This window comes from Streptomyces hainanensis, assembly GCF_004348415.1.
Lineage (GTDB): Bacteria > Actinomycetota > Actinomycetes > Streptomycetales > Streptomycetaceae > Streptomyces > Streptomyces hainanensis.
Genome location: NZ_SMKI01000076.1, coordinates 1 through 20962, shown reverse-complemented (window position 1 = coordinate 20962; position 20962 = coordinate 1). Strand labels below are relative to the sequence as shown.

The following is a 20962-nucleotide window of genomic DNA, read 5'->3' as shown; positions in this document are numbered from 1 at the left end:
GCGGCGGCCACAAGGTCCTCGGCCGGGCCGCCGGACGAAAGACCCGCGCCGCCGCCGGCTACAGCTACCTCCACACCGCCGTCGACGACCACTCCCGCCTCGCCTACAGCGAAATCCTGACGGACGAACGCAAGGAGACCGCCACCGCCTTCTGGACCCGCGCCCAAGCGTTCTTCACCAGCGTCGGGATCACCGTCGAACGCGTCCTCCGCGACCAGCTACGAGACGGACCCGGTGGCCGATCCCACCGACGTGCTCAAGGCCGTCGGACTTCGACTCCCGGACGACGACCACCAGGACGACCGTCGAGAGTACGCACACGCCCTGGCCCGGCAGCTCCGCGAACGCTCCACCGTGCTCGCTGAACAAGCTCGTCGCGACGCGAACGCCGACCTCGGCTGGGCCGCTTCCTACGACCCCGAACCCGAGCCCGTCCCCGACACCGTCGCCTGGCGCGACCGTCTCGCGGCCGGCGGGCCGTCAGCCAGCCCGCCGCGCCACCCACCAGGCCGAGGACCAGGGCGACCGGGGATCGGGTGGCGACGAGCAGCAGCAGCCAGACCAGGAGGTAGAGCGCGAGGACGGTGAGTTGGAGCGGCGTGACGGCACCGAAGAGGGAGCGGTGGCGTGTTTCGCCGCCCAGCACATAGGCGCGTTCAGCGCTGGTCACGAGTTGTCCTCCTGCTGTTCTGCGGGCTCCGGGCCGTCGTCGGCCTCGGGCTGACGGGCCGGTGGTGGTTCGGGGCCCGTGCTGCTCGACGTGCCGGGGTCGCCGCCGCTCGGGCCGGGCGTGTCCGGGGCGTCGTCGCCGTCGTGCTCGGTGGCTTCGTGCGTCGCGGCGGCGGTCGCGGTCGCTCCGCCGCTCGCCCCTGCGGCCGCGGCGGTTTGGGCGGAGTCGACAGCCCCGTGGCCGCCCTGTGAGGAGGCGCCGTCGGCGTCAGGCTGGTCGTCCTGGTCGTCGTCGGCCGAGCCACCATCCGGCGAAGAACCGCCACCGCCGCTCGACTTCGAGGATCCGAGCCGGCTCATGCGGGCCTCGAACCGGTCCGTGACGCCGGCCATCATCTCCCCGCCGGACGGGTGGTCGACGGCCCCGCGCACCTGCGGGTCCATGCCCGTGGCTCCCGAAGCGCCCATCGACATCAACCACATCGCGACCGCCGGAAAGCTGTCGATCATGAACAGCCCCACGAGCAGGAACAGCAGAATGGCCAGGCCGTCGTCCTCGGGCCGGTCACGCATCAACCCGTCGAACGCGGTCCACAGGGTGTTGAAGAAGAAGTAGATGAAGGCGGGCAACAGCATCAGGCCGCCGAGAAGTCCCGCCAGGCGCCGCAACGCGGCCGACCACGGCGGGTACACCCAGGCGACCAGCACGAGCGGAACCAGCAACGCACCAAGGTGCAGGCCCCACTGGGCGATGGCCATCTCGATCAGCGTCACCACCCCCAGGCAGAGAATGGCGAGGAACAGGATGAGGGCGAGCACGCTGCCGCCGAAGACGCCCCAGTCACCGGCGGTGTCGACGATCAGCTGCATGAGCTGCTCGACCGCGCTTCCCGCGTGCGCCGTGCCCTCGTCGGCGAAGACACGCGCCAACTCGTTGGCCATCAGTTGGAGTTCCAGCAGGACCACGGGCCCGGCGGAGATCAGCGGCACGACGAACACCAGGCGCCAGCCCGACTGCCGCAACAGGTCGACACCGGAGGCGGACGCGCCCGCTGCGGCGCACTGGGCGGTGAGCCAGACGAGCAGGAGCGTGAGCAGGATCAGCGAGAGGCCGAAGCTGCTGGCGTACTGGGAGGCCCACCAGCGCTGGTCGAACGCCGGCGTGGTCACCCGCTCGCCCAACTCCTGGATGTAGGCGAGCAGGGTGACCGTCGACTCGGCCATCCCCGTCACCCACTCCTCGATGAAGTTCTCCGGCACGATGTCGTCGAGGCTCCCCGTGACCTGCTCGACCTTGTCCCGATGAACGTCACCCAGGTACTCGTAGACGCTGTTGACGCCGGGGATGTCGTTCAGCCTCTCGCAGGCCCACTCCCCGAGCAGCGCATCCTCGCACCCGCTGCCGTCGTCGGCAGCGGCGGCCGTCTCGGCGAAGCACAGGGACAGGGACAGGGACAGCAGCAGCGACATCAGGAGGCCGACAGTCCATCGTCGCCAAACGGGCACGGCCAGCGGCCCGTTCATCCCGCGTCTTCCGGCTGGGCTTCGTCCGGGCTGCTCTCGCGGGCGTCGGCGAAGGTCAGCCAGCCCGCGCCCAGGAGGGCGGCGCGCTGGGACAGCGAGGTGACGATGGTGCCCTCGTCGGGCGGCGTGACGGGCTCGTCGAACGGCCCACGCGTCAACTGGTCGACGCGCCAGTCCCCGTCGTGCCAGTTCAGGGCCATCCGCCCCATCTGCCATCGGGTCTGCACATGGATGGCTCGACCGTCCTGGTTCACGGTGCCCAGCAGGCACGGCATCCAGTAGTCCACCTCGAACCGGTCCGCGGTGGAGTCCTCGACGCGGTAGGCGCCGAGCGTCGGATGGCATTCGGAGAGGAACCTCGTCCCCTCGATGACGTCGCCGTTCCCGTTCAGGACGTGTCCTGTCTCCGTAAGACCGTGTCGCGCGCGGAACGCGACGGCGTCGGTGTCCAGCCGCCGCTTCGACGGCGGATTCGTCATGGCGTCCTGGACGTAGTCCCGCCGGTCGCCGGACGACATGCGGTGCAGCGCGAACAACGAGGAGGCGAAGGAGGCACCGGCCTCCACGGCGCCTTCCTCGCTGCGCGGGAAGCCGCGCGGCAGCCCGCGCAAGTCGCGGACGAAGGGGTGCTGACCGAGCCCGCCGTATGAGCCTGTTCGCCTGGCGCCGCAGAGTCCCGGGGCCGTCCCCGTCCGCGCACGACACGGTGACGGCCCCGGCCACCGGCGAAGCGGGAACCGACTTCAGCATGAGTGACGAGCGCATGCCCAGTCGCGTGCCGAGCCTTCACTTCACCGTTTCCATCGACGGCACCTGGCGGCCGGACGACGGACCCCCGTCCCAGCGCCACGCGCCGCTCTCGCTCGCACGAGAACACCTGCGTGAGCAAGCGGCTCGAGCCCTCAAGCGCCACAGCGTCCTGGAGATCACTGCCGCAGAGGATGCGGTGAACGCTGTCATCGCCCGCCCGCTCTCCCCCGAGCCCGGGCTCACCGTGCACGGCACGGCCTGCTTGACGGTGTCGGAAACCGACATCGCTCTCGCCGAGGAACACCTCCGACGCACACGACAAGAAGACCTGGAACGAGAGGAGTTACACCGTCGCATCGCCTTCCTCCGAGCCATCCTGTCCGACCCTGAACAGTGCACCGTCTGGTGGATCGACCAGTATGCGGACCGGCTCGCCGAGCTCGACCAGGTGAAGGCCGCGGTCGCGGGAATCACCCCGCCACGCGATTCCGCACGCGACACCATGCGGAACGAAGTAGCCCGTTTCGTCGATCAGTTACTGGTCGAGATGCGCACCCCGCAGCAACGCGAGGTGTTCCTCCGCGCCCTCACCCGGACCCTGCACGCGCTCGGCAGCACCGACCTACAGAACGCCGCAGCCCGTTGGATGTCCACTCGCCCCACCGAACCCGGAGCTGACACGGCATGAACTTACGTGCTCGACGCTGGCTACTCGCTCCACTGCGCCAGTGGCGCACCCACCGCCTCATGCGCCAGCACGGCCCGTCCCTCGACTACGTCACAGCCTGGGCGCTCGTCACCCTGTCCAGCAGTCCAGGAGAATTCGCATTCGTACAACAGGCAGCACACGAAGCCGGGTGTACCGGAAAAGCAGGACTTCACCACGACGACTGGAACACCCTCACCCCCCGCGAGCACATCCGCAGACAGCGCTGGCTCGAACGTCACGGAAGAACCCCGATACAGCAACTGGACGTTACCGAGGAACAGTTGTTGAACTCCGGGCTGCGAGTGGTCGACTGGGGGCCTCCTCCCGGCGCAGCACCTGACTGATCAACTTGTTTAAGCATTTTGGACAAAAATCTGAATTTGCCACGGACCCGTCTTCTGTGCGGGCCCGGTGGCGCGCTGTGAGCGCGCACGACGGTGGAGTCCACGCCCACCAGCCAGTCCAGATCGCCGTCGTGTCCGCGCGGACCCGGAGTTCGGTCAGGAGGCGGCGACAAGTGCCGCCTTGGGAACACGCGACGAACCGGTGGCAGACCGTCTGCCACGGGCCGAAGCATACGGGCGGATCAGGCCATGAATTGTTGCCCCGGAAGCGCCAGGTGATCACGTCGATGACCATCCGATGATCGGTCCGCCTCCCACCCCGACGGCTCGCTCAACGCCTGCTATTCGTCCGATCACCCACCCCGATAGCCAATACCAAATCAACAAACGACCGATCCATCAGCTACTTTTAAGCAGAGACCTTTTCCCCAGGGGCACGTATGGGGGGCGAGCGCTATGAGGCGACGCGAGACCTTTGATGCCGCGCTCCAATCCCCCCGCTGCGGCGGTCGCCGTCAGACACTCCCGTCATCCAGGCACCCCTGGATGACGGGAGCTTTTACCTCGGCACGCTCACGGATTATCTGCCCTCCAGCCAGGTGATTAGCCAGGCAACCAGCAAAGAACCGATGGCTCTGGCCACCCCGATGATGACGTGTCGTAACGCAAGCGTCCAGAGCCGCGAAACCCGAGGCATAGCCTCTTCCGTTGCGTCGGACGCTCCTTCCCCTTCGGCACGATGCGCCTTCCTCTTGGATTTCCACGACATGAGAACATCATGTCTGATGAGCAGGTGTTGCCATGCCGGAAACGAGCTGCCATCTCTCTGGAAACACTGACGTAGCGTTGCCAGTTTCGGCGGCAACGCAAGCAATGGCCGGGAGCACAGGATACGACCAGGCACAATGGGGTCAAGAGTCCATGACCCCGGGAAGAACATGAAACACACCCCCACGACAGGCTTGGCACCACTCAAGGATGACCTGGCCCCTGAGAGACGAGCCCTCGCCGAAGACCTACGCAAACTCTTCAGCAGGCTGAATGTGAGCGTGCGTAGATACTCGGCGCGCCACCACCTGAACGCAAGCACCGTGACGCGCTACCTCAATGGCGACCGCCTACCTCCGTGGAGCTTCATAGCGCACATCATCGAGGACATCGCCGAAGAAGAGGGCAAACCAGTCAAATCGGAGATCGAGGAGGCGCTTCGTCGCCTGCTCGAAGAAGCTCAACAAACAAACACGCGATCCCACGAGATCCACGCCCTCCAAGAGCGCCTCGCTCTTGCAGACGAAGAGACCCGGCGCATCAAAACTCGAGAAAAGGCTCTAACCGAAGCACTGCATGACCGAAGGCGCCAGTTGGTGGTCGCAAAAACCCGATGCCACAAGCTAGAAAAAAACCTGGAGCTACAAAAGCGCGCACATCAAGCGGAAGTCATCGTCTGGCGGGGCGAGTACGAGAAGCTTAAGTCTGAGCGTGAAAAACTTCAGGAAGAAATCTTGCATCTCCAGGAGGCGCTCGCAGTCGCAAGGGCTGAACTCATAGCTGCAGAGGAGCACTGTCGCGCTCTGGAGAACGAACTCGAATCCGCTCAGGAGTCGCATCCAGAGCATGGCCGGCAGTTCTCGCTCATGGACGTTCTAGAGGCTACGAACCGCACTGCGACCGTGCCCGAGTTGGTCGCTCTTGTGGGAGACCTGGAGACGCAGACATGGCGGGAGATGGCCACCGAGTTGGTGACATCCGTGAGCCAACAACGCGATGTGGCCGAAGTAGGATCACTACTGGCGAGCTTGTACAAAGAAGGTCTGCACTCACATGCTGAGGCCGCCGTGCCGGCCATGGTGATCAGTCGGCCCGCAGTGGACACGGCCGCCCTCCTAAAACACCTCGTGGCGGGCAGTCTCGAGGAACCAGTGGCGGCGTTACTTCAGGCGTCGGTGCGACTCCACGCACCAGAGGACATAGCTGTCATGGTCAAGTCGCTGTGCGTGGCTGGTCTCACGGATCAGGCGGTCGTGCTCCTGGGGGCCGCGGCCACCGTGAGGGAGGTATCCGAAGTCACAGCAGTGCTCTTGCACCTGATCGATCGAGTCCCCGAGGAATTGATCAACACTGCAGTGACCGTCGTGGCACGTGAGCGCCTATTCCCCGAGCTGGTCGACCTCATCATCGACTTGCATCGGGCAGGGCTTCGTCGCAACGCAACCACGCTGCAAAGAGTGGCCGCAGCCGAGCGGCCCGCTTCGGATGTGGCTGGCCTGATCGATGCGCTCCTCTGCGCCGAACTGGCCCCCGAGGCTCACAGCATCTTCTGGAACGCCCAAGAACGGAGCACCGGTTACCTGGTCACTCTCGTCTCGGCGATGCATACGGCCAGTATGCACAGCTCGGCTGCGGCCATCCTCGCGCAAGCGATCCAACGGCCAGTTTGGGAAATAGCAGCGCTGATCGTGGACCTCCGGACTGCCGGGCTGACAGATCACGCCTCGGATGTCCTTGTGATGGCCGTCAGAGCGCTGCCCGCTCCATCTATCACGCAGTTGATCGGGTGTCTCGATGAGCGCGACCCCTGGGACGGCGCCGTCGGTCACCTTGGTGCCGCTACTCGTGTCTGCAGGGCGCAAGAAGCAGTGCAGATGCTGACCGCTCTTCACGACTGTCGGCTGACGGTACACGCCGACGCGGTCTTCTGGTGCACTGTCGAGGAGCGCCCAACAGGCCACGCCGCGGCCTTCTTGTTGCATCTGGTTGCGGCCGGGCACCCCTGCTTGAGTGCCGAGACCCTGCGAAACCACGCGCAACGCCAAGGCGTATCAGCACTGGCCCCTTTCATTCTGGCGATGGACGCGGCAGGCCTTAGCAGCGAGTTGAATGCCGTGCTGCTTCCCATCATGACCCGTCCCGCGCTGGACGCGATCACGCTCATGAAGCAGATGCTCCGCATCGACGGCACCATCAACCCCAGCGCCGATCGCATCAATACGCGTCTGCTGCGGTGCGCTACCGATTCACAAGGTGTGGCTGACCTCATCAATCTGTGCATGGGGCTCGAAGCTGAGGGGATGTTCTCCTACTCCAGCGCCCTGGAGTACATGGTCATGGCTCCACATAACCCCATGGCCGACGCGTTCGCAGCGGAGTTGAGACGAATACGGCGGAAGCACCACCCAGGGTGGTGGACCCCTGCGTTCTGGAAAGACCCGGTTAGGGAGAACCGGTGACCGCCACTACCGTCAGCGGCTTAACTGTCAACGGAGTGTCGCGGTGGTTCGAACCGGCCAGTTGGGGGTGGTGTGTCCTACTCTACCAACCGACCGCGCCGGATCCCACCGCAACGCACTCGCCGATCGTTGACCGGCTCACGAGGCTGACCGCGACTCACGGCTTGTCTGGACTGTTCCTCTGCGCCGGGAACGATCGGCACATCGGTTGGACAGGCTCCGCTGCCCAGCCACTCGTCCCGCCGGGACGCACCGGTGAGCGTCGCGCCTCCGGACGAGCTTCCAGGATCGTGATCGCCGGGCTGCTGTTCCGCGATAGCGCTCGGCTGCGAGGTGAGCGATGAGATCGTGGAATTGGTCGAGCGTACGCTCCGCATGGTCCAGGGCATCACAGGGCCGGCGACATGCCGAGCCCCGTGAGGAGCACCAGCCGAGCTGCGACGAAGTAGGAGAGTCGCTGGAAGGCGTTGCGCTCCACCCAGTTTCGCTCGACCTGGCCGCCTCGGGCGCCGTCGCCCCCGAACGCGTCGTCTCCCACGTCCTCGACTGGGAACAACTCCCCGACGCCCTGCCCGAGAACCACCTCAAGCCCGTCTTCGTCCGCGACACCCACCCACCCCAGGCCGAACACTGACGAACGGCTCGCCCTTGACTGCCCTCTCCTGCGCGATTCCCCTTGAGGGTGGTGAGGGACGAATCCATATCAGCGGCAGGCCGCAGTCGGGTCCGGTCTGCCACCTGCGACTGGATCGAGACCGCCATCGACACCGACGAGGAACGGGCCCGTCTCCTGGGGGGTGAGTAACCGTGCACGGCCCCCTCAAGCGAGCCATCTCCACCGCCGAAGGCCTTCCCCCACTGATCTGGACCCACGCCGACGGCTACCAGTACTGCGAAGACGCCGATGTACTGGAAGCCTATGAACTGGCCATCTTCCGCCGCAGGCTCACCGAGATCGCCGCCTGATCACCGGCACCATCGCCCCGCACGCCGCGATACTGCCCGGCGACAGCTGGGTCCAACTCGTGCTGACCCAGCTCAACGGAGTACAGGCGTCGTTCGAGGCGCTGGCCCAAGCCCATCGATAAGGCCCCCCTGCCGCGGCCTTCCGGCGGAGGGCCGCAGCCGGTCTGCGGAGGCCGACAGCGGTTGGGTGACGAAATCAGCGGGTTCCCGTGGGTCGTTGATGAGCTGGCGCGCGTGGGCCGTGATCCCGTGGCGCGGGCCCGTGGTGTGCTGAGCGGTGAAGGCGGCACTTGACCAGCCGGCGGCGCACGGGCCGGCTACGGTCGCTCCTCTGTTGTCGAATCGGCGGGGAGGAGGTGGATGGCCTCGACGGGGCAGAGGTCGATGGCGTCCAGGGCCTCTTGGCCGAGGACCGGCGCGTTCGGCAGGAGGTGGGCGCGCTCGTCGGTGCCGAGGGCGACGTGGTGGGGGGGGGCGGTGGCCGCGCACAGGCTGGTGCCGATGCATCTGCCGGTGTCGATGGCGAGGCGGGCCGTCATGGCGTTCACCACCCCACGGGGAGGGTGCGTGGTGCTCGGGTGATCAGGCCGGAGGTCCAGGTGGGTGGGCCGGCGGCGTGGAGGGTTGGTAGGTGTCTGATCAGGCCGGCGAGGGCTTCCTGGAGTTGGACGCGGGCGAGTGGCGCGCCGACGCAGTGGTGGGCGCCGTGGCCGAAGGCGAGGTGGCCGTGCGTCGTTCGGGTCAGGTCGAGGATCTCGGGCTCGGCGAACACCGTCTCGTCGTGGTTGGCGGAGGACATGACCGCCATCACCGCCTCGCCCGCCCGGATCGTGACGCCGCCCAGGGTCACGTCCTCGGTCGCGACCCGGAGGTTGCCGCCCACGGTCGTCTGCGCGTAGCGCAGGAGTTCCTCGATGGCCGCGGGGATCAGGTCCGGTGACCGGCGTAGCGCGGCGTAGCGTTCGGGGCGGTCGAGGAGCAGGTGGACCATGCCGGCGAGCCGGTCGGCGGTGGTGCCGTAGCCGCCGGCCAGGAGTACCACGCAGAACGAGAGCAGTTCGGGCTCGGTGAGGGCGTCGCGGCCGTCGCGGGCGGCGATCAGGGCGCTGAGCATGTCGTCGGCGGGATGGGCGCGCTTGGCGGCGATCAGCCTGCGCAGGTAGTCCAGCATGTCTTCGACGGCGGCGTCGACCTCGGCGTCGGAGAGGGCGGTGACGCTGCGGAGGGCGTCGTCCCAGGCGTCGAGGCGAGGGGCGTCGGCGCGCGGGGTACCCAGCAGGTCGCAGATGACGGTGAGCGGCAGGGGCCGGGTGAGGGCGGGGACCAGGTCGGCCGGGGACGGTTGGCTGGTCAGCCCGGCCAGGAGGTCGTCGACCAGCCGTGTGATGTCGCGCCGCATCGTCTCCGCTCGGCGAGCGGTGAAGGCGGGTGCGACGAGTTTTCTGAGCCTGGTGTGGTCCGGTGGGTCGGCGGCCAGGATCGAGTCGGGGAGAGTCGTGGTCTGGTTGACGCGAGGGCCGCTGCCGCGGGTGGCGCGGCGGCGGCTGAAGCGGCGGTCGGCGAGCACAGTGCGGACGTCGGCGTACCGGATGACCAGCCAGGCGCCGTCGCCGCTGGGCAACCGAATCGGGGACACCGGCTCGTCGCGGCGGAGCTCGGTGAACAGGGCGATGGGGTCGAGCCCTTCGTCGTGGGGGAAGGGGAAGCTCAGGACGGGCTCGGGGCGGTCGGCCATGGGATCTCCCGTCGATGCGGTCAGGCGGTCAGGGGCGTTCGTACACGGAGACGTGATAGACGCTGTCGTCCGTGAGGGGGGTGCGGGACCAGGAGCCCCAGCGGTCCCGCAGTCGTAGACCGGCCTGGTCGGCCATCATGTTCCTCACCACCGCACACTGCCCGTCCCAGGCCTCCTGCCTCCGACCACGCTGGGCAACCACCGCGTGAGCCAGACCGGTCAGCGGCCCGGCCTCCCGCGGTGACCCGCTTCATCAAATACCTCAGACATCCCCCTCCCTAGCGTGGGCATTCAGCCATCGCCCCTCTGTCACGAGCCGAGAGGCAAACGGCCACCTTCCGCCACATGGTCTTGCCGCCCACCCCCGCCGCCGCGAGCGCACATCGCCCACGCACCGTCGTCGCCACCGGCTGGTAGAGCTCTCGCACTGGGGGCAGCGAGTGTTGTCCACGCTTCGCGCCACCCGGTGCCAAAGTGGGCAAATTCATCTGACAGTTGTTCCGGAGAAGCGATGCAGGCGCCGGCGGGCTGGTGGTTCTGGGCATCTACGACGTTCTGGTCCTTGTTCGGCCTTCATCTGCGAGCCCGAGTGGGCAGAGGGATCCCACATGACCTCATGGAATCAGATACTCTGATTCCATGAGGACGATGACGGCGACAGAAGTCGCACGCAACTTCGCCTCCGTGCTCGACCGCGCCGAGCATGGGGAAACGATCGTGATCACCCGCGGCGGGCGCCGCCTGGCCACTCTCTCCCCGGCGCACGCCGGCAACGGAGCCGCGATCAAGGAGTTCCTGGCCACCCACCCCGTCGACGAGGACTTCGCCGACGACGTGACCGCGGCCCGGGAGAGCGTGACCGACGAGATGAGCGCGACATGGCACGACGACTGATCCTGGACACCGGCGTCGTCATCCGGGCTGAGCGCGGCGGCGCCGGGCTCACCCAGCTGCTCGACGACGAGGACGACGTCACCATCGCGGCCGTGACCCTCGCGGAACTGCAGTTCGGAGTAGAGCTGGCGGACGGCACCCGGCGAGAACGCCGCCAAGCGTTCGTCGACGGAGTACGCGCCCTCATCCCCGTCGAGGACTACACCACGGACATCGCCGTCATCCACGCCCGCCTCCTCGCCCACGTCCGCCGCCAAGGCAAACCACGGGGAGCCCACGACCTCATCATCGCCGCGACCGCCGCCGCGACCGCCCGCACCCTGCTCACCACCGACGACAAGGCCGCCTTCGACGGCCTACCAGGCGTACACGCCACAGTCCTCGGGTGAACCCCTCCCGGGAACGCCAGGGGAACGCGAACCGACCGGCCCGAGACGACGTACGACAAGCGACGGCACGTCAAGTCGGATCAACTCTCACCAAAATTCCGCGAGTTAGAGAAGCGGAAGGGCCCCTGATCCGCGTTGCCGCAGGTCAGAGGCCGTATCGCTGGGGTGGCGGCGCCAGGGTTCGAACCTGGGTAGGCTGAGCCGGCAGATTTACAGTCTCCCCGGCATAAGCCCCTGACCAGGAACTTCCCGGCTCTTAGCGCCCGCTGTCCCATAAATACCCCACAGGTCGGGACGCTTGAGCCCCAAGGCGAGTCTCAGTTCCTCGGTCGACGAGTTCACATCTACCGCCGGCGGGAGAGCTCAGCGCAGTTGACAACCCTCAGACACGGGACGAGCGCGTACCTCCACGAACAGCCACGACAGCCCCTCGCCATGTCACTGCTCAAACGCTCATCTGCCTGGCTCCCTCCGTCGCACACCCCTCTGGCCATACAGGCGCGCCAGCGGCATGAGGAGACGAGTTGTTCCCTGGATGAATGAGCCCAAGGGCGTGGTGGGATTCGCTCCAAACCGGGCACCGCAGTCCGGATATGCCGATCGGCAAAGCGCCGCGCGAAGAACCACCGAGCCCACCAGGCCAGGCCTCTGTTGCGCACTCCCGGGCGGAGCGGAGGAGGTCGGAACGCGTAGTCGGTATGGGCGTGCTTCGGATGGCCCGAGCCGTGAAGGTGGGAGTTCGCACCTGATGAGTGCGGCTGACGCCTGCCCATGCCACCTGCCGCCGCCATGGCAGGCGGCCAAGCATGGAGGTGAACGGCCCGCAAGGCCCACACCCGCACAAGGAGTCCCCCATGCGACGCGTCGTAACCGCGCTCGTGGCAGTCGCCACGGCCGGGATCACCGCTCTCACCTTGGCCACTCCCGCCGCCGCCGCTCACGGAGAGCTCGTCTTCGGAGGTGGTCAGGTTGTCGAGAACCCGAGTGGCTGTGTCAACGCCTCCATCAGTCCGCTCATCCTCTTTAACCGAACCAATGAGTTCGCCCTCGTCTACGACGGTGCCAACTGCACCAGGAACGTGATCGCGGTTGTTCCCCCGGGCGGCCAAACCACACGGGAGTTCGGAGTGAGCGTCTTCGTGGCGTAGGCGTCCAACCCGCGAGGCGCCACCGGCGCCTTCGCAAAAGCGCGTAACGGCGCTCTTCACAGTCCGCTTGGGCTGAGAAGAGCGCCATTGCCGTGTGAGGGGATAGGGGTCGTGTCGCTACGGCCTCGCACGGAGCTGACCCGCTGGTGCTGACCGGGCACTCGGACCCATCGTGCTCGCCGTGGGGGGCGGCCGCGCAAGCCGGCTGGTGTCAAGCGAATCAACGCGATAACGGATCGCGCGCACGGTGAGCGCCCCGGTCCTCGTCATCCGCCGGCCGCTTACTTCCACCGGCCGAATATGTGGCATCTGGGCGGCTTTGCATTTGAAGGTCCGATATGCCGGCCACAGGCTGTGGGTGAGACCGCGCTACCGAAGCCTGCGGTGAACTGGATGGAGGTCCCTGATGGAAGAGCCCATGACGGAGTCGGTGGTCAAGGAGCCCTACGAGCAGCCGATGCTGGTGGAGGTGGGGTCGTTCAGCGAGCTGACCGCCGCGGGCGGGATCGACCGCAACGACTTCTTCGACTCCTACGCCTGAGCCGGCGTCGCGCCATGGCACACGGAGAAGAGTCGGGTCATGGCCGTGACTGGTTCGCGGTGCTGCCGGACTGCGACGCGGCCTGGGCCGCGATCGCCTCGGTGGCACCGCGTCAAGTCGTGTCCGCGTCTCACGCTTCGGGTCGGCCCTGGCTGGTCGAGCCCGGCGGCGCGGGTGGGCGTGGCAGCCGACGGAGGGGCGTCGTCGCGGAGGCGGGCCCGGTCCGGCTGGCCGTGTGGGGGGACTGTCCGCCGAGCCAGGGACGGCTGGCCGAGTTGGCTGGCCGCGTCCGATGCCTCGAGGACCTGGACCGGCTGCCGGGCGCGATCCCCGGCAGTGTTCACCTGCTGGCTTCGGTGGACGGGCGGGTGCGCGCCCAGGGCACTGCCTCCGGGCTGCGTCGGATCTTCCACGCCCGGGTCGGTGGTGTGACGCTGGCCTGCGACCGCTCCGACGTACTGGCCACCGCGATGGGCGCGGGTCTTGACGAGGAGGCGCTCGCGCTGAGGCTGCTGGAGCCGGCGGTGCCGCACCCCTTGGAGGAGCGTTCCGTGTGGCGGGGCGTCCATGCGGTCGGCGACGGCTGGTGGCTGCGCCTTGACCAGGACGGCTCCGCCCGGTGCCGGCAGTGGTGGACGACGCCCGAGCCCGAACTCCCGCTGGCGCGCGGCGCCCACTCGGTGCGCGCCGCGCTGGGCGCGGCGGTCGCGGCCCGCACTGCCGGCGGCGGGACCATCAGCGCGGACCTGTCTGGCGGGATGGACTCCACCTCCCTGTGCTTCCTGGCCGCCGGCGGCCACGCTCGCCTGCTCACCTGCACGCGCACCGGAGGCGACAGCTCCCACGGCGACGCCGCCTGGGCACGGCAGGTCCCCGCCCACCTGCCCCGTGCCGAGCATCTGTTGATGGACTGCGCCGACCTGCCGCCGTTCTTCGCCGGCATGCTCGCCTTCGGCCATGACGCCGACGAGCCAGTGCGCGGCGCTCGTGCCGCCGTCTATGCCACGGATCTGGCCCGCCGGATGGCCGCCGCCGGCTCGCGCCTGCATCTGTGCGGCGAGGCGGCCGACCAGGTGGTCCAGGGATTCCCCTCCTACCTGCACACCGCCGTCCGCACCGCGCCCACCGTGGCGATGCGTCATCTGCGGGCCCTGGCCGCCCACCGCCGCTGGCAGGTGGTCCCGATGGTGCGGGCCCTGGCCGACTCCCGCACCTACCCGCGATGGCTGGCCGCGACCGCAGGTGATCTGCCCCCGCTGTGGCAGCACAGCGGCCGCCCGGCAATGGGCTGGCAGTTGCGGCCTGGCATGCCGCCGTGGGCCAGTGACCAGGCCGTCGCCACCGTCCGCGGCCTGATCCGCGACGCCGCCCCCGACGCCCGGCCGCTGGCCGGCTCGCGCGGCCAGCACACCGTGCTGATGGTGATCCGCTCCGCCGCCCGCATCGCCCGCCACCTCGCCGGCATCACGGCCGACGCCGGCACGCCCACCCACTTCCCCTACCTCGACGACCAGGTCATCGACGCCTGCCTGGCCGTGCGGCTGCACGAACGCACCAGCCCGTTCGTCTACAAGCCCCTCCTCGCCGCGGCCATGCGCACCATCGTGCCCGACGTCTTCCTGGGCCGCCGCACCAAGGGCGAGTTCACCCTCGACGTCCACACCGGCCTACGCCAACGCCGCGCCTCGTCGTCGCGCAGCCGGCGCAGGGTGCGCCAGATGCTGCTCTTCACGGTGCCGACGCTGATGTTCAGCGTGTCGGCGATCTCGGGGTCGGTGCGCCCCTCGTAGTAGCGGAGCACCAGCATCGTGCGCTGCTGCTCGGGCAGTCGTGCCAGCGCCTGCCAGAGCACGGTGCGCAGTTCGGTGCCGCGCATCGTGTCCTGCTCCCCGGGCGCCTCGGGCAGTTCCTCGGTCGGGTACTCGTTGAGCTTCCGCCGACGCCATGCACTGATGTGCAGGTTCGTCATGGTTCGCCGTAGATATCCACCAACGGCCGCCTTGTCGCTGATCCGGTCCCAGGCGCGGTACGTGGAGAGCAGCGCGCTCTGCAACAGGTCCTCGGCCTCGTGACGGTCACCGGTCAGGTGGTAGGCCGTCGCGTACAGGGAAGCGCGGCGCTCTCGCACGTAGGCGGTGAACTCCGCCTCCGTGGCCCCCTCGCGCCGCACGGCCCTGCCGCGACCGCCCATCCCCCGGGGGAAATCCCCCTCAGCGACCACCGCGGTGAGGTGCGCCGGTCGCTGCTGACGCCCGATGCCGCGTCGACCCCCAAGCCTGTTCGCGGCACCGGACTTCTCCCCACACCGGACGGGAACCACAGCGGCGGAAGTGCGCGTCCCACTCACCGTCGTTTCGGTGACGCCGTGCGTTGCGCTCATCTCCGCTCCCCCTCGTCTGTCCGTCCTGCTCCTCTTTCCTGGTGAATACAGTGCCGGGCCAGTTTCATCAGGGGGTCCCCCAACTGTCACAGCGGTGTCACAGGGAGCGCGCATAGGACCAGCATCCAAGCAGGAAATAATCAGCGGGGCATAGCGGGCAGTCGAACTCCCGCTGGTCCATACGACACAATGTGCCGGTGGCTTTCCTGTTGCTGATCGAGGACGACGAGGCGGTGCGCACGGCCCTGGAGATGAGTCTGACTCGTCAGGGGCATCGTGTGGTGACCGCCGCGACGGGTGAGGACGGCCTGAAGCTCCTGCGCGAACAGCGGCCGGATCTCATCGTGTTGGACGTGAACCTGCCCGGTATCGACGGCTTCGAGGTGTGTCGGCGCATCCGCCGCACCGACCAGTTGCCGATCATCCTGCTGACCGCGCGCAGCGACGACATCGACGTGGTGGTGGGCCTGGAGTCCGGGGCCGACGACTACGTGGTCAAACCCGTCCAGGGCCGGGTGCTCGACGCCCGCATCCGCGCGGTGATGCGGCGCGGCGAACGGGAGGCCAACGACTCGGCGACGTTCGGTGCGATCGTCATCGACCGGGCGGCCATGACGGTCACCAAGAACGGCGAGGACCTCCAGCTCACCCCGACCGAGCTGCGCCTGCTGCTCGAACTGAGCCGCCGCCCCGGCCAGGCGCTCTCCAGACAGCAGTTGCTCCGGCTGGTCTGGGAGCACGACTACCTGGGCGACTCGCGCCTGGTGGACGCCTGCGTGCAGCGGCTCCGCGCCAAGGTGGAGGACGTCCCCTCGTCGCCCAAGCTGATCCGCACCGTGCGCGGCGTGGGATACCGGCTGGACGCGCCTTCGTGAGAGAACGGGTGAGCGGCTGGACACGCCGGCTCCGGAGGCTGCCCAGCCTGCGGCTGCGCCTGGTCACGGTGTTCGCACTGGTGGCCCTGGGGGCGGCGGTCTCCGTCTCGGGCATCGCCTACTGGCTCACCCGGGACGCGGTGCTCACCCGGGCGCAGAACGCGGCGCTCAAGGACTTCCGCAAGTCGCTCAGCGACACCGCGGGCGCCCTGCCGGAGAACGCCACCTGCGACGACCTGCGCGGCATGGCGGCGGCCGTGGCGAACAACACGATCAGCTACCAGGTGGTGCTCGTCGACGACCGGAGCGCCGGGCCGATATGCGAGGTCGAGTCCGACCCGCTCGCCTTCAAGCTGACCATGGTGCCGCGCGCGTTGATCGAGGCCGTCCACGAACGGCGGGACGACGACACCCCGGACGCGCCCTACCACCTCTACTGGCAGCGCGTCTCCCGCGACGGCGACCCCTTCCTGATCGCCGGCACCCGGGTTCTGGGGGACGGCCCGACCGCCTACATGCTCACCTCGCTCGCCCCGGAGCGCGACGACCTCGACTCGCTCGCCTGGTCGCTCGGCACCGCGACCGCGCTGGCCGTCGTCGGCTCGGTGCTGCTGGCACAAGCGGCCGCCACCACGGTGCTGCGGCCCGTGCAGCGGCTGAGCGACGCCGCCCAGCGGCTCGGCGAAGGCCGGCTCGACACCCGCCTGGAGGTGCGCGGCGCCGACGAACTCGCCCATCTCACCCGGACGTTCAACAGCGCGGCGGAGTCCCTGGAGCGGCAGGTGCAGGACCTCAGCAACCGGGAGGCGGCCAGCCGCAGGTTCGTCGCCGACATGTCGCACGAGCTGCGCACCCCGATGACCGCGATCACCGCGATGACCGAGGTCCTGGAGGAGGAGGTCGACAACCTGGATCCCATGATCGCGCCGGCCGTGCAGCTGGTGGTCAGCGAGACCAGGCGCCTCAACGACCTGGTCGAGAACCTGATGGAGGTCACCCGCTTCGACGCCCGCACCGCCCGGATGGTGGTGGACGACGTCGACATCGCGGACCAGGTCACCGCCTGCATCGACGCCCGCGCCTGGCTGGACGCCGTCGAGGTGGCGGCGCCGCGCGGCATCATGGCCCGGGTGGACCCGCGGCGGCTCGACGTGATCCTCGCCAACCTCATCGGCAACGCGCTCAAGCACGGCGGCTCGCCGGTCCGGGTCACGGTCACCGAGGAGTCGACGGACGAGCCGGACCAGCGGGGCTACGTGGTCTTCGAGGTCGCGGACCGCGGCCCGGGCATCCCGGAGGACGTCCTCCCGCACGTCTTCGACCGCTTCTACAAGGCCAGCGCCTCCCGGCCGCGCTCCGACGGCAGCGGCCTCGGCCTGTCCATCGCCCTGGAGAACGCCCACCTGCACGGCGGCGAGATCAGCGCGCGGAACGCCGCCGAGGGCGGCGCCGTGTTCACGCTGCGGCTGCCGCGCGGGGCCAGGTCGGACGACGAGGGCGACGCCGAGGGGCCGGCGGCGGACGGCGCCGCGGCCGGGCGCACGCCGGGGCCGCGGTCGGCCGAGGAACCACCGGCGGCCACGGCGGCGAGCGGCGGCGAGGGGGAGGAGATCAGGTGACGGGCAGCACCAGGCCGGCGGGGCGGTCCCCGTCGCACTCCCCCCCGCGATCCCCGCTGCGGTCTCCCAGGTCGGTCGTGATCCGCGCCGTGCTGCTCGGCGCGCTGCTCGCGACCGGCGGCTGCGGCATCCGCGCGACCGACGTGCCGGTGGACGCCGGCCCCGCGCCCACCCGCACCACGTGCGACGCGCCGGCCGAGGCGGGCCCGGCCGACCTGCGCACCGACGTCTACCTGGTCTGCGGCTCCCGGGTGAACCCGGTGCAGCGCAACATCGAGCTGCTGGCCGACACCTCGGACCGGGTCCAGGTGGCCAAGGCGCTGCTCGCCGAACTCCAGGCCGATCCCGGCCGGGAGGAGCGGGCCGCCGGCTTCGACAGCGAGGTGCCCTCCGACCTCGCGGTGACGGGTCCGGCCGCCAACGACCCGGCCGAGGCGCTGCGGCTCAACAAGCGGCCGAGCGACCTGCCGGCCGCGGCCCTCGGGCAGCTGGTCTGCACCTTCGCGCACAGCGACGAGCTCGGCGACGGGGGCACCGTGATGCTCGGCGGCCCGCTCGACTCGCCACACGGCGGGCAGCCCAAGCGGTACCGCTGCTCCACGGCGATGTGGGGCGGCGCCCCCGGCCTCGACCCGCCGGTGACCTCGATCGACTGACGCCCGGGCCGCCCGGTGTGCGCGACTCGTGTGGACCGTGCGGCCGTACGACGCACGTCACACCGGGGGCGCGGAACCGGGTTCCCGGTGATCGCGTCCTGCTCTGCGTGCAGCAACGTCCCGCGGGCTCGTCCGGGCCCGGCGTCAGCCCACGCGTCCGGATGACGGCTCTTGTCCTCCTCACCCTCTACCTGGCGCTGACGGCCTACCTGTCGCTGCGGCCGCTCGCCGTGCTCTGGGTCTCGCCCACCAACGTCGAGCCGCTCACCACCATCCGCGCCCTGCTGCGGAGCGGGCCCGAGGAGGCCGTCCCCGCCATCTCCGCGGGGATGCTGCGCCTGGCCCCGCTCGGCCTGCTGCTGCCGCTGCTCGGCCACCGGCTCGGCGGCACCCGTCTCGCCTCGCTGTGCCGCACCGTCTTCGCCGGCGCGATGATCGCGCTGGCCATCGAGATCGGCCAGTCGCTGGTGCCCAGCAGGACCCCCGACGTGGACACGGTGATCCTCAACGCGCTGGGCATCGCCCTCGCCCACCAGCTGGGGTACGGCCCGCTGCGCCGCCGGCTGCTCCGCGGCCCCGCCGCGCCGGCGCCCGGCCCCCGGCCGGCGCCGCGGGCCGCGCGGCCCGGCGACGCCTGGGCGCCGCGGCGGGCGCGCGTCGAACACGAGTTGGTCGTCTCCTCCCGCGCCTGACCGTCGGGACGCCGAAGCGGGCCGCACCCGGAGGGGTGCGGCCCGCTGGCGTGGGGGGCGGGGCGCCGACGGTCGGCGGCTCAGAGGAGGTGCGCGCTGCCCAGCAGGTCACCGGCCGGACCGAGCACGTCGCCGGCGTCGCCGAGGTCGACGGAGTTCGGGTCGCCGAGGGGCATGCCGCCGAGCAGGCCCTGGACCGAGTCCAGGGTGTCGTCGGAGCTGCTGGTGTGGGAGAGGGTGTCACTGGCCAGCGGCAGGGCCTCGGAACCGTTGTCGAGCAGCTGGGTCCCGGTCTCGACCACGTTGCCCGCGCCGTCGGGCAGCACGTCGGTGGCGCTGTCGGCGGGCAGGGTGCGCACCACGTCACCGGCGGCCGACTGCAGGTTCTCGAGGTTGGCGGCGGTGGCGGCACCGGCGGCGGACGCGGCGATGGCGGCGCCGAGCGCGGCGGCACCCAGGGTCTTCACGGTTGACTGCTTCATATGCGTTCTCGTCCTTGAGTGGGGTTGCGGTGGTTCCAGCGGCGAGGTGAAGGTAGCCACTGCGACGCCGCTCCCGCAATGAATCGAAATGCGCGCCGCTACCCGTAACCCGGCCGGCCCCACATGTCGTACCGGGCGCCGCCGAATTACACCCGTCCGCACGTCGCAGCAGGTCAGGACGACAGGGCGGCCGAGTTGGAGAACAACCATTCGGAACGCAGCGCCGCGTAACCCGGTTTGATCACGTCGTTGATCATGGCGAGACGTTCATCGAAAGGAATGAACGCGGACTTCATCGCATTGACCGTGAACCACTGAAGATCGTCCAACGTGTAACGGAATGTCCGGACCAGATGGGTGAATTCGAGGGTCATGCTGGTTGCGCTCATCAACCTGTTGTCGGTGTTGACCGTCGCCCGGAAACCCAACCGGCGGAGCAGACCGATGGGATGGTCGGCGTAGGATGCGGCGGCCCCCGTCTGGAGGTTGGACGTCGGGCAGAGCTCCAACGGGATCCGCTTGTCGCGCACGTACGCCGCGAGCCGGCCCAGCTTCACCGAGCCGTCCTCGGCGACCTGGATGTCGTCGATGATCCGCACCCCGTGGCCGAGCCGGTCGGCGCCGCACCACTGGAGCGCCTGCCAGATGGAGGGCAGCCCGAACGCCTCGCCGGCGTGGATGGTGAAGTGGTTGTTCTCCCGCTTGAGGAACTCGAACGCGTCCAGGTGCCTGGTGGGCGGGAAGCCGGCCTCGGCGCCGGCGATGTCGAAGCCGACCACGCCCAGGTCCCGGTAGCGGTTGGCGAGTTCGGCGATCTCCAGCGCGCGGGCCGCGTGCCGCATGGCGGTCAGCAGCGCCCCGACGCGGATCCGGTTCCCCTCGGCGGCGGCCAGCCGTTCCCCTTCCCTGAAGCCCTCGTTGACGGCCTCGACCACCTCCTCCAGGGTGAGCCCGGCCTCCAGGTGCTGCTCGGGCGCGTACCGGACCTCGGCGTAGACGACGCCGTCCGCCGCCAGGTCCTGGACGCACTCGGCGGCGACCCGGACCAGGGCCTCCCTGGTCTGCATGACGGCGCAGGTGTGGGCGAACGTCTCCAGGTACCGGACCAGCGACCCGGAGTCCGCGGCCTCCCGGAACCAGGCCCGGAGCCGGTCGGGTTCGGTCTCGGGCAGCCGGTCGTACCCCTGCTCGGCGGCGAGTTCGACGATGGTGGCGGGCCGCAGCCCGCCGTCGAGATGGTCGTGGAGCAGCACCTTCGGCGCGCGCCTGATCTGCTCCTCGTCGGGCGGCGGGCTCTGACTGAACGCTGTCTGCATGCCGAGAGCCTATGCGCGTAGACCCCGGACCGCAGCGAGCCCCACC

The 20962-nt window shown here is 69.2% G+C and carries 19 protein-coding genes and 4 pseudogenes; 14 read left to right on the top strand and 9 right to left on the bottom strand.

The genetic code is table 11. From position 1 onward, the window contains the following. Positions 1–305 (top strand): annotated as a pseudogene (locus E1283_RS09790) (IS481 family transposase); the annotation flags it as partial. 361 nt (positions 306–666) lie between these two features. Here E1283_RS09790 and E1283_RS09785 read toward each other — a convergent pair. Beyond that, positions 667–2139, bottom strand: a complete 1473-nt coding sequence (locus tag E1283_RS09785; protein ID WP_132817545.1) for a hypothetical protein — start codon at positions 2137–2139, stop codon at positions 667–669. 50 nt (positions 2140–2189) lie between these two features. Further along, complete coding sequence (locus E1283_RS09780) at positions 2190–2804, bottom strand: hypothetical protein (RefSeq protein ID WP_132817544.1); 615 nt, start codon at positions 2802–2804, stop codon at positions 2190–2192. A 137-nt stretch (positions 2805–2941) separates the two neighbouring features. Between E1283_RS09780 and E1283_RS09775 the strand changes: the two genes are divergently transcribed. Next, positions 2942–3631 carry a hypothetical protein gene (locus E1283_RS09775; RefSeq protein ID WP_132817543.1) on the top strand — a complete coding sequence of 230 codons (690 nt, stop codon included), beginning with the start codon at positions 2942–2944 and terminating at the stop codon, positions 3629–3631. A 288-nt stretch (positions 3632–3919) separates the two neighbouring features. On the opposite strand, the pseudogene E1283_RS39830 reads toward E1283_RS09775, so the two are convergent. Continuing rightward, positions 3920–4306 (bottom strand): annotated as a pseudogene (locus E1283_RS39830) (transposase); the annotation flags it as partial. A gap of 781 nt (positions 4307–5087) precedes the next feature. On the opposite strand from E1283_RS39830, the gene E1283_RS09765 reads away from it, so the two are divergent. After that, the gene (locus tag E1283_RS09765; RefSeq protein ID WP_132817541.1) at positions 5088–7223 is read left to right on the top strand and encodes a coiled-coil domain-containing protein; all 2136 of its coding nucleotides are present in this window, start codon (positions 5088–5090) and stop codon (positions 7221–7223) included. A gap of 388 nt (positions 7224–7611) precedes the next feature. On the opposite strand, the gene E1283_RS37140 is transcribed toward E1283_RS09765, so the two are convergent. Next, positions 7612–7761 (bottom strand): hypothetical protein, encoded by a 150-nt coding sequence (locus E1283_RS37140; RefSeq protein WP_165956065.1) that lies wholly within the window; start codon positions 7759–7761, stop codon positions 7612–7614. On the opposite strand from E1283_RS37140, the pseudogene E1283_RS38645 reads away from it, so the two are divergent. Continuing rightward, positions 7702–7857: pseudogene (locus E1283_RS38645) on the top strand (zinc-dependent alcohol dehydrogenase); the annotation flags it as partial. The gene E1283_RS37140 and the pseudogene E1283_RS38645 overlap by 60 nt on opposite strands. 173 nt (positions 7858–8030) lie before the next feature. After that, positions 8031–8189, top strand: coding sequence for a hypothetical protein (locus E1283_RS37135; protein WP_165956064.1), 159 nt, complete (start codon positions 8031–8033; stop codon positions 8187–8189). A gap of 317 nt (positions 8190–8506) precedes the next feature. Here the strand turns inward: E1283_RS37135 and E1283_RS09755 are convergent, their stop codons facing one another. Together E1283_RS09755 and E1283_RS09750 are read right to left on the bottom strand one after the other, a co-directional pair. Next, positions 8507–8728 carry a ferredoxin gene (locus E1283_RS09755; RefSeq protein ID WP_132817540.1) on the bottom strand — a complete coding sequence of 74 codons (222 nt, stop codon included), beginning with the start codon at positions 8726–8728 and terminating at the stop codon, positions 8507–8509. 5 nt (positions 8729–8733) lie between these two features. Further along, the gene (locus E1283_RS09750) at positions 8734–9924 is read right to left on the bottom strand and encodes a cytochrome P450 (RefSeq protein ID WP_132817539.1); all 1191 of its coding nucleotides are present in this window, start codon (positions 9922–9924) and stop codon (positions 8734–8736) included. Positions 9925–10572: 648 nt separating this feature from the next. Between E1283_RS09750 and E1283_RS09745 the strand changes: the two genes are divergently transcribed. From E1283_RS09745 to E1283_RS09730, 5 genes and pseudogenes are all read left to right on the top strand, one after another. After that, a complete protein-coding gene (locus E1283_RS09745; protein WP_132817538.1) occupies positions 10573–10818 on the top strand; it encodes a type II toxin-antitoxin system Phd/YefM family antitoxin in 246 nt (81 codons plus the stop codon). After that, positions 10803–11207, top strand: coding sequence for a PIN domain-containing protein (locus E1283_RS09740; protein ID WP_132817537.1), 405 nt, complete (start codon positions 10803–10805; stop codon positions 11205–11207). The genes E1283_RS09745 and E1283_RS09740 overlap by 16 nt, the downstream gene beginning before the upstream one ends. 854 nt (positions 11208–12061) lie before the next feature. Beyond that, positions 12062–12355 carry a hypothetical protein gene (locus E1283_RS09735; protein ID WP_132817536.1) on the top strand — a complete coding sequence of 98 codons (294 nt, stop codon included), beginning with the start codon at positions 12062–12064 and terminating at the stop codon, positions 12353–12355. Between the two features lie 406 nt (positions 12356–12761). Next, a complete protein-coding gene (locus tag E1283_RS37130) occupies positions 12762–12896 on the top strand; it encodes a lasso RiPP family leader peptide-containing protein (protein ID WP_243744722.1) in 135 nt (44 codons plus the stop codon). 14 nt (positions 12897–12910) lie between these two features. Continuing rightward, positions 12911–14509, top strand: a pseudogene (locus E1283_RS09730) (asparagine synthase-related protein); the annotation flags it as partial. Here the strand turns inward: E1283_RS09730 and E1283_RS09725 are convergent. Further along, the gene (locus E1283_RS09725; RefSeq protein ID WP_425086149.1) at positions 14464–15087 is read right to left on the bottom strand and encodes a SigE family RNA polymerase sigma factor; all 624 of its coding nucleotides are present in this window, start codon (positions 15085–15087) and stop codon (positions 14464–14466) included. The pseudogene E1283_RS09730 and the gene E1283_RS09725 overlap by 46 nt on opposite strands. A gap of 386 nt (positions 15088–15473) precedes the next feature. Between E1283_RS09725 and E1283_RS09720 the strand changes: the two genes are divergently transcribed. From E1283_RS09720 to E1283_RS09705, 4 genes are all read left to right on the top strand, one after another. Then, positions 15474–16151: a response regulator transcription factor gene (locus tag E1283_RS09720; protein ID WP_207930350.1), complete on the top strand. Its 678-nt coding sequence runs from the start codon at positions 15474–15476 to the stop codon at positions 16149–16151. Further along, positions 16049–17770: a sensor histidine kinase gene (locus E1283_RS09715; protein ID WP_132817547.1), complete on the top strand. Its 1722-nt coding sequence runs from the start codon at positions 16049–16051 to the stop codon at positions 17768–17770. Before E1283_RS09720 ends, E1283_RS09715 begins: the two co-directional genes overlap by 103 nt. Before the next feature lie 77 nt (positions 17771–17847). Next, positions 17848–18426: a hypothetical protein gene (locus E1283_RS09710; protein ID WP_132817534.1), complete on the top strand. Its 579-nt coding sequence runs from the start codon at positions 17848–17850 to the stop codon at positions 18424–18426. 161 nt (positions 18427–18587) lie between these two features. After that, complete coding sequence (locus E1283_RS09705; protein ID WP_132817533.1) at positions 18588–19118, top strand: VanZ family protein; 531 nt, start codon at positions 18588–18590, stop codon at positions 19116–19118. Positions 19119–19198: 80 nt separating this feature from the next. Here E1283_RS09705 and E1283_RS09700 read toward each other — a convergent pair whose 3' ends face one another. Together E1283_RS09700 and E1283_RS09695 are read right to left on the bottom strand one after the other, a co-directional pair. Next, entirely contained in the window at positions 19199–19600 is a 402-nt protein-coding gene (locus tag E1283_RS09700; RefSeq protein ID WP_132817532.1) for an ATP-binding protein, read from the bottom strand. Positions 19601–19773: 173 nt separating this feature from the next. Then, on the bottom strand, positions 19774–20916 hold the full coding sequence (locus E1283_RS09695) for an adenosine deaminase (protein WP_132817531.1): 1143 nt from the start codon (positions 20914–20916) through the stop codon (positions 19774–19776). Positions 20917–20962: the final 46 nt, after the last annotated feature.